This is a genomic window from Maridesulfovibrio pacificus (SeqCode) (assembly GCF_048612815.1).
Taxonomy (GTDB): domain Bacteria; phylum Desulfobacterota; class Desulfovibrionia; order Desulfovibrionales; family Desulfovibrionaceae; genus Maridesulfovibrio; species Maridesulfovibrio pacificus.
Genome location: NZ_JBLZNE010000001.1, coordinates 3,455,318 through 3,471,369, shown reverse-complemented (window position 1 = coordinate 3,471,369; position 16,052 = coordinate 3,455,318). Strand labels below are relative to the sequence as shown.

Below are 16,052 nucleotides of genomic sequence, written 5' to 3'. Positions count from 1 at the left end.
CTTAACGGCGCATTCTGAAATACATAACCAGCGGCGAAGAAACCACCATCGTAATCAAGGCTATCTCCGGAGACAGAAACTGCTGCGTACCGACACAGATTCCAAGAACAACCAAAAACCACGGGATCCAACCTTCTACATAAACCTGTCCGGCAGGCCCAAAGATAAAACAGAGCAGCAAGCCGATCCAAAGCACATTCGGTTTGGAGCGGCGCAGCCTTGTACCTAGTATGAAAGGAAGCACTGTCGCGCCGAGGATGATGATTGCGGTGAGGATTATATTGAGAGTGGATGCGTCCATATGGGTAGCTCCTTTTTAGTGGTATTGTTGAGGAGGCTAGCAGGTAGGGATTTTACAGGCAAGTGGAGAACTTTACATAAAAAAACAACCCCGGCGCAAACGCACCGGGGCTACAATATTTACTTCAAGTCGTCCATAAAATTTACTTCTTTTTTCTCACTATCCTTCTTACTTCTACCCCGATCCACAAAGTTAACCGGATCATCATGGCAGTACCCGTAAACATCCACATCGCCGCCTTCAATCCCGATGCGGTCGGGAGTGATGAACCTACCGCAGGACGGGTCGTATTCACGATGCCCGAAATGGACCAGTCCGGTATCCCGGTCATAGAGACCGCCAGCAAAACCAACAGGGATATTCATGCGCTCATTGGTATCGACAATTAGATTTCCGAACGAATCGCGAATAATCCGCTTTACCTCATGACCATCTTTATTCGCAACCATGTAAATGGTGCCGACCTGATCTGAAGCGAGAAAATACACTTTTTCGTTATAGCGCATTACAACGGGATCGCCTTCTTCATCGTAAGCAAATTCCATCCGTGAACCGTCTTCAAAAGCGGCAACGGCAAGGGTTGTGAAATCATGCCAGCTGTAATTCTCCATAACCTTGCCGTTCACCGACTTGGCCATGCGCCTGCCCTGAGGATCGATAACATATGAAATACGGCGCCCATCCGGCAGATTAACCTGCTGCAACTGACCGGAATGGTGGTATTCGTAGTTTGTTACATCCAAGCCGTCCTGTTTCATGACCAGACGGCCATCGCCATCGTAAGAGTATTTTACTTCCCCGGCCCGTTCCAGGCGCAGGCCCGGACCGTATGTGAAACGGCACTGTCCGGTCTGCGGGGTGGAACCAAAATAGCGTTCGCCCTGCTTGCCGTACTTATATTCCTCAATGAGCCGCTCATCTTTCCAGACAGCACAAAGCCTGCCTCCGGCATCATAATCGTAATGAACATGATGATCCTTTGGCTCAAGGGAACACAGCTTTTCCACAATGCGCCCGTCTTCATCCCTTGCAGTTGCCAGCACGGAAAACGGTTCTTCCATTCCGGGAACTGTAAAAGGAGTTACACGGATCGAGGATTCGGGATCGAATTCCACACCATCGCGCTCAAATTCATCATGCAGGTTTTCGCCTGTACCTGTTTGCGGTTGTTGCGGTTGCCTGGCGCTGAATTCTTCAACGAGAGATTTTCCGTAATCGGTCTGTGCCAAAGCCTGAACCAGCGGCAGGTCCTGATTTTCACGCATGAAACGCAGGTGGGCCAGACGCTTGCGCCATACATAACGTTCCTTTTCGATCTCCCATTCCTTATTCTTCTGTTCCCAACGGATCTTGGTCTCCGGCTTCATCATGGACGGATACATGCGGTCACCGCGCGAAAATTCCGAGAAATCAGGTTTCGGTTCCAGTAAGGCCATACCTGTAGACGGTGAGTAGACTTCCCACATATTTTCAATCTGTAAATGCGGTTCTTCGTTCTCGCCATACATGCGCAGGGCAAGGCCTAATTCTTTCCGGCTTTTGGGCCGCAACCTGAAATCATTTCTAAAGCTCATAAATTCTCCATTGTTTAAGTTACCCAAGAATGCCTTGAAACCCATAATTCACAGGCATCATCTCAGCTTCAAAAACAACGGATATAAAACAGAGCGGACCTGAGTTAGGTAACTCGCGTCCACCATATCAGACTGTTAAGAAAGTACCTCCCCCATTTGACCGGACAATCAATCCGGCCTATAAAACCGCTAGCGAGCAAACATATAGCGGCAGACTTCATCCGGTCCATTCCAAGATAAAGCCTGACCGTGAACCTTTAACGTGCCAGCGAGGGGCCATGAAAGGTAAAAATAAAAAAGACGCAATTCTATATGCAGCGCAGGAGATTTTCGGACGCTACGGCTATGCCGGTACCACAGTGAAGATGATCTCCGAACGGGCGGGCGTGGCATTCGGACTTGTCTCCCACTATTTCGGATCAAAAGAGGAGCTCTTCATCACCGCCGGGGTGGCCATTGTTGAAGACCTTACAGAGCATCTGAGCACGGAAACACGCAAAGCTGAAAACGGACTGGAAGGTATCCAAACCTTTATGCGCAGCTATCTGGGCTATACCCTGCAACACCGCAACACCTTTCCGGTACTGCTGCGCTGCTCTCCGTTTTCCGATGTCCAGATTGAACTGGACAGAACCCGCATTGCCGTAAAATTCCAGCAGCTCTTGAATGTTATCCGCGAATCCGTGGAACGCGGCATTGAAGACGGCTCCATCCGCAATCTTTCCGTGGATGACACCACCACCATTGTTTATTCCAATATTGTCGGTACGGTCAGGACCAGATTCCTCTCTCCCTACGACCTGCCCAACCTCTACGAAGAAACCACAGACTTCGTGGTCCGCAGCATCAGAGCCCGGGATTAGTTTTCATATTTCTGCATACAGAAAAGCCGCGCACCACTAGTGGTGCGCGGCTTTTCTGTTCCCGGCTTGACACATCCGCTATGTTCCTCCATCTTGCGTGCATGAAACAAGCTTCAGTTATATTTATCCTGCTGTGCGCTATAGCTATCCATCTGCTTAGTCCCACAAAAGCATCTGCCCATCCGCACGTATTTGTGGATTGTTCACTGACCTTTGAATTCAATGACACCGGCCTCACCGGAGTACGCCAGAAATGGTGGTTCGACGAAATGTTCGCAGCCATGATCCTTGGTGACTTTGATAAGAACCATGACAATAAGCTTTCCCCGGAAGAAGCAACGGCAATTGAGCAAGGAGCTTTTGTTAACCTCCAGAACTTCAATTACTTCACCCGCATCCTTGTGGACGGCAATGAAAGTAAGCCAGTGGAAGCTGTTCAGTTCAAGCCATCCATTGAAGAAGGGACTCTTGTTTATGAATTCTTTGTTCCCCTCAATATAACTGACGGCTCCAAGCATGTGGTTATGGTCGCCATCTATGATGAAAGCTTTTACACTGCGGTCCAGATGGACCCCAAGAACAAAGTACTCGGTTCTGACGGAAGATTTGATACCGGTCTCGATCTGAAGCCGGTCTCCGAAATGTCATATTTCTACGACCAGATTGTTCCTGAAGCAGCAGTACTTACCATGCAGCCCAAATAGTGAAATTATGAAGAACGCAAACATCCTGCTTACCCTGATATTGACTTTTACTCTCGCTTTCGCATTCTCAGCAACTGAATCAGAAGCACAGGCAACCAATCCCTTTCTCGCGCCCAAAAAGCAGGATACCGGACAACTGGAAAACGCACGTCAGCCGGCATCATCCCCATTCGGTAAAGCAACTCCCGCCCCGTCACCGTTCGGTAAAGCATCCCCGACTCCCGCTCCACAGACTGTCCAAAAGGACTGGACCGGGGGGATTTACAGCAAGGTAATGTTTAAAATAACCATGCTGCAAAAAGAAATCAGAGCCCAATTGACCGGTTTTGCGCGGGACATAAAAAAAGATCCCTTCGGCAAATCGCTCTGGATGTTCCTCGCCTTTGCATTTTTATATGGAATAGTTCACGCTGTTGGACCGGGACATGGTAAATCCGTGGTCTGTGCGTATTTCATTTCGCGTGGTGGGTCCATGTTCGCAGCATCTTTCATGTCCTGGGTGATAACCCTTGTGCATGTGGGGTCAGCAACAGCAGCGGTCTGTCTTGCCTACCTTTTTCTTGATAAGGGCATGTCCGGTTTTGAAAACTTCAACCGCCAATTGCAGACTGCCAGCTACGGACTGGTGGCCCTGATAGGTTTCTGGCTGATCATTGAAGCCCTGCGGTCTTTCAAGAAAAATGATCGCGAAGAATGCGAAGTGAAAAGCCGTGGATCTCTTAAGGAAATTGCAACCGTTGCATTTGTAACCGGCATTGTTCCTTGTCCGGGAGCTGCCATTATTCTGGTCTATACCCTTTCCACCGGAATTCTTGCAGCAGGGCTTGCCGCTATGGTCTTTCTGGCCACAGGCATGGCCGTGACCACTTCTGTCTTTGCCCTCGTTGCAGCGAAAGCACGTAACGCCATGGACAGCAATCCTTTTGCGCGGAAGATGCGCATTGCCTATTCAATTCTTTCCCTGCTCGGCGCGATAGTCATTGCAAGCTTCGGCCTGCTCATGCTCAGCGCCCATTGTTGCTAAAAAAGCAGGACCTGTACTCTTTTTAAAATCCAGCCATGACATATTCCGTCAATAATGTTATCAATATAACCAGCCCCCTATCACGGTGCTGCCGACAGGAAATCAAAAAGAAACCAGCTATAATCTAATATATTTATATTCTCAGCCCTTGCCGGGATATCCAACTGACGTCATGGGAGAATTCTGACGATGATCAATCTTGCCGGATATGACAATGTTACCTCCTTGTATGAAGGAAATGACATGATTCTTTGCAGGGCTGTCAGGGGATATGACGACCTTCCGGTTCTCATCAAATACCCTAACTCAGAACTACCCTCCCCCCGGCTTTTAACAGGACTGAAAAATGAATATGCCACTTCTCAGGAAATCGGAAACACAGGCATAGTCCCGGCAGTCACCCTTCACCGGACCGACAACTCTCTGGCCCTTATTCTGGAAGATAAGGGATACAACCTGCTCAGCTCCCTGATCACGCAGTCTACTGCAGACCTCGCCCAGAAACTGCAGATTGCGCTGCGCATTGCCAGCTCTATCAGCCTGGTGCATACAAAAGGTTTCCTGCATCGCAGCATCAGGCCGGACAGTATAGCCATAGCACCGGATTACCGCGAAGCTTTGCTGACCAACCTGCAAAACAGCACCCGTATTGCGGATTCATTTCCACAAGCTTCAGCGGAAAGAATATCCCCGGATAACATTGCCTACATATCCCCAGAACAAAGCGGCAGGGTCAGCACAGAGTTGGACAGGAGATCAGACTTCTATTCACTCGGCATCACCCTGTTCGAGCTTTTCACCGGCCAGAAACCCTTCGAAAGCAGGGATGATCTCGAACTGATTCATTGCCATCTGGCCAAAGAACCACCAACTCCACACAGTATAAACCCGGAAATCCCCTCCCCGCTGTCAGCAATAATAATGAAACTTCTCTCCAAGAACCCCGGAGACCGCTATCAGTCTGCACATGGCATTAAGCAAGACCTGAAAGCATGCATGAATCTCATCGGAAGCGGTGGAAAAATTGAACAATTCACTCCGGGAAATCAGGATATATCCGAAACTTTCATCCTCTCGCGAAAACTGTTCGGCAGAAAAGAAGAACTCACTGAACTGAAAGCATCCTTCAGCAAAGTAATGCTCGGCAGCTGCGAAACCATTTTTATCAGTGGAGAAGCCGGAACAGGTAAAAGTTCGCTGATCAATTCTTTCAGCAAGCAGGTTTATAAAGAAAACGGAGAATTCATCTCCGGAAAATTTGACCAGTTCCGGCGCAACAGACCATATAGCGCCCTGATTCAGGCTTTTAAGGAACTGCTGCGCAAAAGGCTCTCCAGCCCGACACCGGTGATCAATGCCTGGAAACACAGAATCATAAGCGTCCTTGAGCAAAATGCCAGCCTCATAAACGAAGTCCTTCCCGAACTTGAGCTCCTGATCGGTAAACAACCTGCTCCAGCCGAATTGAGTCCCACGGAATCAAGGGACAGATTCAACCTTGCATTTAAAAACTTTATCAAAGTTTTCCCAAGCATAGACAAGCCTCTGGTTCTCTTTCTTGATGATCTGCAATGGGCGGATATTTCTACCCTGCAACTAATAAAGAGGTTGCTTGAAGATCAAGAGACATCACATCTCATGCTTATATGCGCATATAGGACAAGCCTGCCTATGAATGAAGGGATTAAATCCCGCATTGAAGAAATTGAAGAACTCAGTCCTAATGTTAGCAGCTTAAAACTTAACAGGCTAAAACTGCATCATGTTCACGGCTTTATCAGCAGGACCTTAAAGACTGACCGAAAAAGAACTGAAGAACTTGCCCGCATGGTATACAGCAGAACAGGCGGGAACCCACTCTTCGTCCGCGAGTATATGCTTAATATGCACCGTGCAGAGCTCATAACTTTCGATAACGACAAAACCCGCTGGGAATGGGACCTCAAGGCCATTCGAAATATTTCCATGGATGGAAACCTTGTGGAATTAATGGCGGAAAAAATAATGACCCAGCCGCCCGAAGGACAAGAGATTCTAAAGGCCGCCTCAGGGATCGGTTGCAAATTCGATCTGCGTATTCTTACGAGCCTCGTAGATTTACCGGAGCAGATAACTCTGGACTACTTGAACATGGCCTTGCACGAAGGGCTGATCGTTTCTGATGACGGTTTTACTTCCCTGGCTGATTTAAAGGCGCAATCCGCCCCATACTGTCTTTCTTTCATGCATGATCGTGTTCAACAGGCAGCTTATTCCATGCTTGATGCTTCAGAAAAAACAAAACTGCACCATAATATCGGCAGGGCAATGCTTACCATCTATTCCGCTGATGAAATAGATGAAGCCAGTTTTGAAATTGCCGCCCAATACAGCCTTTGCATCAGTGCGATAACGGATCCTCAAGAAAGAAAAGAAATTTCAATGGTATTCACAAAGGCAGGACGCAAAGCAAAGCGGAGTTCCGCATTTGAGACTGCCGCCCGTTACCTTTCTACGGCAGCACTCCTTACTGGAGGCGATGGCTGGGAAACAAGTTACAGGACAAACTTTGATCTTCATCTGGACTGGTATGAGTGCGAATTCCTTAATGGATCTGGAAAGCAGGCTGAAAATGTATTCAAAAACATGATCGGACACTCACAGAACCGCAAAGATACCACAAAAGCACAACTGTCCAGAATGCAGCTTTTTTCAGATCAGGGAAGATATCATGATGCAGTAAAAATAGGACTGGATACACTTCAGCATTATGATGTCATTATTCCCCAGCTTCCGGGAAAAACCGCCTTCACAGCAGAACTGCTGAAAACAAAGGCCGTACTGGGCAAGAGAAAGACCCTGCAATTATATAACCTTCCGGAAATGGATTCCCCTGAAAATCTCGAAATAATGCGGCTGCTGATGCATACAATTGCCCCGGCATACATGTTCAACAAAAAACTCGTTTTTTTTATTGTCCTGCGGATGATCCGTTTTTCCGTTAAATACGGTAACGGACCATACTCTTCATTCGGCTACATGTTTTACGCCATGTTTCTGGCTTCCAAAAATTTTTCATTTAAAAAATCAAAAGAATTCACCAGACTTGCCGTGGAGTTAAACAAGAAATTCCGCAACACAGAGCTGGAAACTAAAATAAATACTCTCCGCGGTGGAACACATGACCACTGGCATGTCCCTCTGCAGGAGAACATCAACACTCTGGACAAAGCCTTTCGCAACGGCCTCATGAACGGCGACAATACTTATGCCCGATATGCCGGATACTTCGCAGTTCAACTTAAATTCATGCAAGGACATTCCATTGAGGAAGTTTACAATCTTGCAGAACGCTATCTGAACTTCATTCAAAAAAACAAAAATTCATTGAGTTCAGGAGTGATAAACCTTCCCCTTCAAATGTGCAAAAGCATGGAAGGTAAAACCTACACTCCCGGATATCTCGATGATGATAACTTTCGTGAAGGAAGCCTCCACAGCATAGCCAAGAGCAGCGGATCCGAAGTGGTTGAGAGCTGGACTGCAACATCCAAACTGATAACCCTCTCCTTTTTCGGTTACCACACAAAAGCAATTGAATACGTCAACAACCTATACGACAATGTGGAAAAAGCTCTTTTCGGTATGTATTCAGTTGCTATTTTCCACCTGCTGGCCATCATAAATATGGCAGCTCTTTTCGACGAAGAATCTTCAAAGACATGCAGGACATACCTGAAACGTATTAATCATTCTTTATCCAGATTAGAGAAATGGGAAAAAAGTTGTCCGGATAATTTTCGGCACCTATATCTGCTCGGTAGCGCCGAATTAGCCAGAATTAAAGGATACAACAGCAAGGCGCTGGCTTTATACGAAGAGGCGATAAGCTTCAGCGCCAAAGCCGGCTATAATAATTTTGCAGCACTTGCCTGCGAACTGACCGGCAGATTTCACTTTAGCATCGGTGGAAGCAGGTCTGCCATAGCGATACTAGCCGAGGCCTGCCACTATTACGAAGAATGGGGTGCATCAGCAAAGGTCCAACGATTGCTCAACGAATATCCACAACTGCACAAAGCTACAGAAGCAGGATTTTCCCACAGCAACACGACAGGTGACAATGCTCCGCATTCCCTGGATATTTCGGCTGTGCTTAAAGCCTCTCAAGCTATTTCAGGGGAAATTGTCCTTAACCGTCTTCTGGACAAATTAATGCGCATTGTAATTGAAAACGCCGGAGCGCAAAAAGCCACCCTGCTCCTCAACAATAAAAACAGACTTGAACTTACCTCCCATGCATTTGTTTCAGAGCACGGAATTACTACCAAGTCCAACCCGGACCCGAATCAGGAATTATATTGTAAGAGCATTGTAAACTATGTGTTGCGCTCTAAAGACAACATTGTATTACGCGATGCAGGGACACAAGGACCGTTCTCAATTGACAGCTACATTATCAGAAACAAGCCGAAATCCATTCTGGCCATGCCGGTCATCAACCAGCAACTTATGCGCGGTGTTCTTTACCTTGAGAACAACCTCAGTCCGGGGGTCTTTACTGATGACCGATTGGAAGTACTGAACCTGCTATGTTCTCAGGCAGCTATTTCTATCCAGAATGCACGCCTTTATTCCGACCTCCGTGATTCGGAAACCCAGCACCGTACCCTTCTTGAAAGTATCAACGTAGGTGTTTTCAGGGCTGAAGCAGACGCAGAAGGAGTCCTACTTAAAGCCAACAGAGCTCTTGCCGAAATGTTCGGCTACCGCGATTGGAACGAATTCCGCAAAACCCAAGTCAGAACACTGTATATAGAACCAGAAATGCATCAAAAGATTCTGGATGAACTCCTTGAGGGCGGCATAGTGCGTGACCGTGAAATTAACATGCGCAAACAGGACGGAACTCCTATCTGGGTAAATATGACCGCATCAATGGAAAGAAATGGAAACAAAGAAAACTGTCTTGAAGGCGTTCTTGAAGACATCACGGAAAAAAGAAAAGCTCAGGAATTCGAAAAGGAAAAAGTCGCCGCTAATGCAGCCAACAAAGCCAAAAGCGATTTTCTTGCCAGCATGTCACATGAAATCAGGACTCCCATGAATGCAATTTTGGGGATGGCTGACCTGCTCTGGGAGTCAAGGCTAAGTAAGATTCAACGAAACTATGTAAAAATTTTCAGGAACGCAGGTGAAAACCTGCTTCTGTTAATCAACGATATTCTCGACCTCTCAAAAATTGAAGCTGGACAAATCGACCTTGAAGAAATCGATTTCAACCTCGAAGAATTATTTGAAGAAATAGGTTCCATATTTGCTCTCAGGGGTCAGATCAAAGGCGTTGATTTCTGCTGGTATATCGACCCGGAAGTACCGCGAATAATCACAGGGGACCCGACCCGCCTGCGCCAAATAATAGTAAATCTGGTCGGAAACTCTCTTAAGTTCACGGAAAAAGGCACTATCATATTTGAAGCAGGTATTACAGAATACGGTTATCTGCGTTTTCTTGTAAAGGATACGGGGGTAGGTATTCCTGTAGAAAAAATGAATTCTATTTTCGACACATTTTCGCAGGCAGACTCATCTACAACCCGCAATTATGGGGGAACCGGATTGGGGCTATCCATATGCAGCCGCATGGTGGACAGCATGGGAGGAGGTATTTTCGTTTCCAGCACAGAGGGTGAAGGAGCAGCTTTTTCCTTCACTATCAATGCTAAATTCCCCATGCAACCGGAAGTCTCTCCTCCGCTTGAAAACTGCGCAATTCTCCTTGTGGACCGGGAATGTATATGCCGCGATTACCTCAGCCTCAGTCTGAGTGATCTCGGTGCGAAAGTTTATTCAGCGGAAAGCCTGGGAGAATCATCGTCATTTGCAACGGAAATCTCATATTCGGCTTACGAAAACAAAGTTCTGCTGGTTGGCAATCCGGGAGGACAGGACGACCGCTTTGAAATACTGAAAAAACTAAAGCATGGTCCCTGCCAAGGCTGGAAACTGATGATGATCATGGAGGCAAAACCCCAGCCAAGAGCAACCGCAAGAGCCAAACAACTCTGCGCAAGTTATGTTCACCGCCCTGTTCATCCACAAGCCATAGTGGAAGACTTACGATACGCCCATACCTGCAACATTATTCCTGAAGATAATGAAGAAAACGGACATGAATTGGACTTCAGGCAAGTAAAAATGATCGAGGGAATAGATTCTCCACAGGAAAGAACAAGCTCAGAATTATCTATTCTACTTGTCGAGGATTCGGAAGACAACCGTATGGTAGTTGACCTTTTTCTCAAGGATACTCCATACATAATAACTTATGCAGAAAATGGACAGGAAGGTCTGGAGCAATTCAAACAGGGAGAATTCGGAATAGTTTTAATGGACATCCAGATGCCGGTTATGGACGGCTACGAAGCAACAAAGGAGATAAGGAAATACGAAGAGGAAAACGACCTACCCCCGACACCTATCATGGCCCTGACAGCCAACGCTTTTCAGGATGATGAGCAACGAGCTCTTGCTTCAGGCTGTACAGCCCACATGGCCAAGCCGGTAAAAAAGAAAAAGCTGCTCCGGGTTCTGGAGGAGTATCTGAATTCAGAAGAGTAAGGACTCCTACCAACGACGGGTCAAAACAGCCTTCCAACTGGCCGGGATAAATGATTCATAAACCTTCCCGACGTCCTCAAGGCCGGTCATCTCACCGGACAAACTGATGCCATAAGGCTTCATAAGCCTGAGGGGATAATTTTCATCTATGAGCTGAAATCCGGTGGAACTGTCCAATACGGTCAGCATCTCTTCGGGAGACCTCCCTACCAGCACAGCTTCCGGGAAACAGCCTGCATCTGAAGTATGTTCTTCCAAGCCATCAAAAAGGGTTTTGCTGATGAAGATAAAATCTTCCTTCCACAAACTACGCCCGGCACCGGGAAGGGTCTCGTTACAAATATAGTGGAGTTTTCTGCCTTCCAGAAAACCATAGCTGTCCTTTTTTTTAGCATCGGCTACAAGAACATTGCCCAGCCCCATATTTCCGAGCACTTCATTGGTCCGCTCAGCAACAATCTGATTACGCTCTATCCCTACCAGCGAGCTACCTTCAAAGCCGTTGCGCTTGGCCTGCACATCCATAGCCAGCATGAGGATACCTGTGCCGGAGCCGATATCCAGCCCGGTAAACGGCTCGCCATCCAGTCGCGTTTTGGCTTCTGCTATGGCCTTGAAGATGTGCACGCTCTTGGGCAGATCAGCCAGCATGCACAGGGCAAATCCGTAGGACAAAAGCTGTTTGCGTAATTCAAGACAGTTCTCCAGAACATCACTGCCCAGCCTGCGGTGTACGAAACGGTCAAAAAGCAGCGAAATATCCTCAAGCTCCAGCACCTGCTCGTGAGAGCCGGGATAAACGTAGGCATGAAAAAATTTCACCATGATATTCATCAACAGCGGCCCATCCAGTTCAACCGCTGGATTACCGGCCTCGGCAAGATCATCGTTGAGTGAAGTACGGCGGTAAATTTCTCCCGGCAAAACAGTCTCTTCCATTGCCGGACGCTGCAATAAACGTAAACTGGCTTTTCTGATCATTATCTGTACCTGCCTTGATTTTATACTGCTGGTGAAAGTCAATTCTAACGTTTTTTACAATCTATTACCACTGAATTGGGGCAATCTAAGACTTGACCTTTGCGCTAATCCTGATACGGACAATCCAGCACTTGCGGTGAACGTATCTATAACTAATGGCAAAACGCCTTTACCAGAGTTCCCCGCCACGATCAAAATATAATTAATACACAGGAACTGTCATGTCCCAGAATATAGATCCCAATATCAAGAAAGAAGTAGAACGCCGCCGTACATTCGGTATCATCAGTCACCCTGATGCCGGTAAAACCACCCTGACCGAAAAACTGCTCCTCTACGGTGGAGCGATTCAGATGGCCGGGACAGTTAAATCCCGTAAAGCCGCCCGCCATGCCACATCCGACTGGATGGCAATGGAGCAGGAGCGTGGTATTTCCGTTACCACCTCGGTCATGAAATTCAACTACAATGACTACGAGGTAAACCTGCTGGACACCCCCGGTCACCAGGACTTTTCCGAAGATACCTACCGCGTGCTCACCGCCGTGGACTCCGCACTCATGGTCATCGACTGCGCCAAGGGTGTTGAGGTTCAGACCAAGAAGTTGATGGACGTCTGCCGCATGCGCGACACACCCATCATCACTTTCATCAACAAGATGGACCGCGAGGGTATCGACCCCTTCGACCTTCTGCAAGACATTGAAGATACCCTGAACATCGAATGCGCGCCCCTTAGCTGGCCCATCGGTATGGGGTCTGACTTCAAAGGCACCTACAACATCCACAAAGGTGAACTGCACCTTTTCTCCGCCATTCACGGCGGCGGAATTCAGAAGGGTGAGGTAATCAAAGACCTGTCCGATCCCCGCCTTGACGAACTGCTCGGCGATCAGGCTGACTCTCTCCGTGAAGAGCTGGAACTGCTTGAAGGCGCAGGCTACCCCTTTGACAAGGAACGCTATCTGGCAGGTAAACAGACTCCGGTATTTTTCGGCAGTGCCATCAACAACTTCGGGGTTCAGGAAATGCTGGATTCCTTTGTAGAACTTGCCCCGCACCCCAAACCGCGAGCCACCACAACCCGTGAAGTTTCGCCCTTTGAATCCGACTTTTCTGCTGTGGCCTTTAAAATTCAGGCCAATATGGACCCCGCGCACCGTGACCGCATCGCCTTCATGCGCATCTGTTCCGGGAAATTCACTCGCGGCATGAAGGTCCGCCACCACCGTATCGGCAAAGATATACAGATCGCCAACGCCACCATCTTCATGGCTCAGGACAGAACAGGTGTAGAGGAAGCCTATCCCGGAGATATCATCGGGGTTCACAACCACGGAACCATCAAGATCGGGGATACTTTCACCGGGACCAAGGAAGAGCTTAAATTCACCGGAATTCCCAACTTTGCGCCTGAACATTTCCGCCGCGTTATCCTTAGAGACCCGCTCAAGAGCAAGCAGCTTGACAAGGGATTGCATCAGCTGGCCGAAGAAGGTGCCGTGCAGCTCTTCAAACCTCTGGGTAACAACGACAAGATTCTCGGTGCGGTAGGTCTGCTCCAGTTCGATGTAATCATGTCCCGCCTTAAGGACGAATACGGAGTATCCGCACTCTACGAACCCGTTGAATACCACACCGCCCGCTGGATCGGCAGTGACGACCAAAAAGAAATCGACGGGATCAAGAAACGTTACCCTCGTTTTGTAGCTCTTGACGGTGACGATAACCTGACCTTCCTCGCTCCCAGCCAGTGGCGTCTGCAGCAGGCTGAAGAAGAATGGCCCAAAATCAATTTTAACAAGACCCGCGAACATCAATAAAAACAGTTGATGCGCTTCGCGCTTTTTTATGGGATTTCGCTTCTGGCGGCCAAAGGGCCCGCGGCCCTTTGGAATCCCTTCTCAGGCTTTCGCCTGATTTGAAGGAAAGACCTGCCAACCTGCCGCAACTTGCCTCTATACAGTTAATCCGCTGTCTGGGGGTTGACGAAGCCTTGTTTGGCTAATATTCAGAAGAGATACTTTTATCCTGCTCGCCCGTGGTTTTTCAGGAACGATCATTCCTGAAGCATCACGGGCCGGTAGGAATTCTTTGTTTCCATGTAAGGAAATGTAATTACTACCGGGCTATTTTTATATGCAAGTACCTGAACAATATAAAAGAAAATTTACCAAAGACGAAATTAACGAAATGCCCCTTCGACAGTACGAAGGGCCGATCAAACTGATTGACCGTGAAGAGGATGTTCCGGCTGCAATCGAAGAACTAAGCCGCTGCGAACTGCTCGGTTTTGATACCGAGACCCGTCCGGTCTTCCGCAAAGGGGTTTCCTACCCTCCTTCCCTGATTCAGCTGGCAACTGAAGACTGCGTTTACCTGCTGCACCTTAATCATATTCCCCTTTCAGATCATATTAAGGAACTTCTCTCCTCTGCCGATATAATCAAAACCGGGGTGGCTGTGATCAATGATGTCAAAGAATTACGCGATGTTTCTCCCTTTGAGGGCAAAGGCTTCGTAGACCTCGGCGACTTGGCCAGATCACTGGAAATGCAGACTAACGGTCTGCGCAATCTCGCCGCCAACCTGCTGGGATTTCGTATATCCAAGGGCGTGCAATGCTCCAACTGGGGCCGCAAAGAATTGACCCCGCAACAGATCACCTATGCAGCTACAGATGCTTGGGTAAGCCGTGAGATTTACCTGAAATTTCAGGATCTCGGGGTCCTTTAATTTTCCGCGAATAAAATTTTTGCTACCGGAAAGGATATTACTATGAAAGCCAGATCTATTCTATTCACCATCTTCATTTTGATAGTTACTGTTCTTCCGGCTTTTGCACAGAAGGACTGTGCTGATATTTTTAAAGCCGAACTTGAAAATATTTCCGGTGTGAATGCCGTAGTCCGAAATGATGGCGGTTTTCTGGCCATCCTTAAGGAAGGCAGCAAGAAACAAGCTGTCAGCGTTGCTTCCAAGATCAATAAACTACGCAAAAAAAATGTCGGCGCATGTGATTTTTCTGGAGTTTCCGTTGCCGTAATGGACAGCAACTTTGACCAAATCAAAAAAGCATCCTCGGCCTCCATGTCGAAAAATGAGCTGACCAAGCTGCTTTATGACTACGTATACAAGCTCAGTCCTGTTCAGGTGGATGAAAACCTGAAGGGCTACGAAAAACTATCCGAACTTGCTCCGCAGAATAATTACTATAAAACGCGAAAACAGCATTACTCTAAAAGAGCTGAGCTGGTAAAAACACGAGCTGAATATATTGCTCGCTGTCTTAAAGAATTTCCTAAGAATGAAGACATCGTTGACCTCAAGATCAAGAGAGACTTCTACCTCTTTGTAGTTGCCGGTGACACACCGCTCCAGACAGCAAAAGCTTTCATGAGCGCAATCGCGCAGAAAACTCCGAAACCGGAGAAGAAAATGTGCGTCATCGCCTATAGCGAAGATCTCAGCCGCAGACAGGCAAGCTGCCCTTCGGACTATCAGGATATCCTGAAAACAAATGAAGAAGAGTTGCTCATGCGCCATGTTCAGTCCCTGCCCGGATTTAAAGTCCAACAGAACATCAACGGCTACAAAGCATTGAAGGAACTCGCTCCCCACTCTACACTGTATACCAAAAAACTGGTTGCATATGAGTCCAAGCAGCAAGGACTGGAAAGGTTCATGAACCTGTACATCAGCTCAGGTGAAAAGCTGATCAGCAAGAGCAGCAACCGTGGCGCAACTCTCTACGCAACGATTAACAGTAACGCACTGGACGGTAAATCCGCTTCGGCCAACCTCAAGCTTTTCAAGCTTATTACGGATTACTATGCCGCCAGCGGTTACGCATATAAGAAATGCGTACTCAAAGACTCCGCGGGAAAAACCTTGGGGACCATCTCCTGCGCAAATTCCCGCTGCACTTTCAAGCAGTAGTTTTTAATTCAATCCAAAAAAGAAAGGTGAGGTTGCAAAAGCAATCTCACCTTTTTTATTACCTAT

At 47.6% G+C, this 16,052-nt stretch carries 10 protein-coding genes; 7 read left to right on the top strand and 3 right to left on the bottom strand.

Going from position 1 to position 16,052, the window contains the following annotated elements; all coding sequences use genetic code 11:
- Position 1 precedes the first annotated feature (1 nt).
- Together ACNI23_RS16040 and ACNI23_RS16035 are read right to left on the bottom strand one after the other, a co-directional pair.
- The gene (locus tag ACNI23_RS16040) at positions 2–301 is read right to left on the bottom strand and encodes a hypothetical protein (protein ID WP_420250203.1); all 300 of its coding nucleotides are present in this window, start codon (positions 299–301) and stop codon (positions 2–4) included.
- A gap of 119 nt (positions 302–420) precedes the next feature.
- Entirely contained in the window at positions 421–1,875 is a 1,455-nt protein-coding gene (locus ACNI23_RS16035) for an RHS repeat domain-containing protein (RefSeq protein WP_420250201.1), read from the bottom strand.
- A 278-nt stretch (positions 1,876–2,153) separates the two neighbouring features.
- On the opposite strand from ACNI23_RS16035, the gene ACNI23_RS16030 reads away from it, so the two are divergent.
- The 4 genes from ACNI23_RS16030 to ACNI23_RS16015 all read left to right on the top strand — a co-directional run bounded on the left by ACNI23_RS16030 (position 2,154) and on the right by ACNI23_RS16015 (position 11,066).
- Positions 2,154–2,738, top strand: coding sequence for a TetR/AcrR family transcriptional regulator (locus tag ACNI23_RS16030; RefSeq protein ID WP_420250199.1), 585 nt, complete (start codon positions 2,154–2,156; stop codon positions 2,736–2,738).
- A gap of 101 nt (positions 2,739–2,839) precedes the next feature.
- Entirely contained in the window at positions 2,840–3,442 is a 603-nt protein-coding gene (locus ACNI23_RS16025) for a DUF1007 family protein (protein ID WP_420250197.1), read from the top strand.
- Positions 3,443–3,449: 7 nt separating this feature from the next.
- Positions 3,450–4,466, top strand: a complete 1,017-nt coding sequence (locus tag ACNI23_RS16020) for a nickel/cobalt transporter (protein ID WP_420250195.1) — start codon at positions 3,450–3,452, stop codon at positions 4,464–4,466.
- Positions 4,467–4,655: 189 nt separating this feature from the next.
- Positions 4,656–11,066, top strand: a complete 6,411-nt coding sequence (locus ACNI23_RS16015; protein ID WP_420250194.1) for an AAA family ATPase — start codon at positions 4,656–4,658, stop codon at positions 11,064–11,066.
- 6 nt (positions 11,067–11,072) lie between these two features.
- Here the strand turns inward: ACNI23_RS16015 and ACNI23_RS16010 are convergent, their stop codons facing one another.
- The gene (locus ACNI23_RS16010; protein WP_420250192.1) at positions 11,073–12,047 is read right to left on the bottom strand and encodes an SAM-dependent methyltransferase; all 975 of its coding nucleotides are present in this window, start codon (positions 12,045–12,047) and stop codon (positions 11,073–11,075) included.
- Positions 12,048–12,268: 221 nt separating this feature from the next.
- Here ACNI23_RS16010 and ACNI23_RS16005 point away from each other — a divergent pair, with 221 nt between their 5' ends.
- From ACNI23_RS16005 to ACNI23_RS15995, 3 genes are all read left to right on the top strand, one after another.
- Positions 12,269–13,870 (top strand): peptide chain release factor 3, encoded by a 1,602-nt coding sequence (locus ACNI23_RS16005; RefSeq protein WP_420250190.1) that lies wholly within the window; start codon positions 12,269–12,271, stop codon positions 13,868–13,870.
- 316 nt (positions 13,871–14,186) lie between these two features.
- Entirely contained in the window at positions 14,187–14,783 is a 597-nt protein-coding gene (locus tag ACNI23_RS16000; protein ID WP_420250188.1) for a 3'-5' exonuclease, read from the top strand.
- A 42-nt stretch (positions 14,784–14,825) separates the two neighbouring features.
- Positions 14,826–15,986, top strand: a complete 1,161-nt coding sequence (locus tag ACNI23_RS15995) for a hypothetical protein (protein ID WP_420250187.1) — start codon at positions 14,826–14,828, stop codon at positions 15,984–15,986.
- The last annotated feature ends 66 nt before the right edge of the window (positions 15,987–16,052 follow it).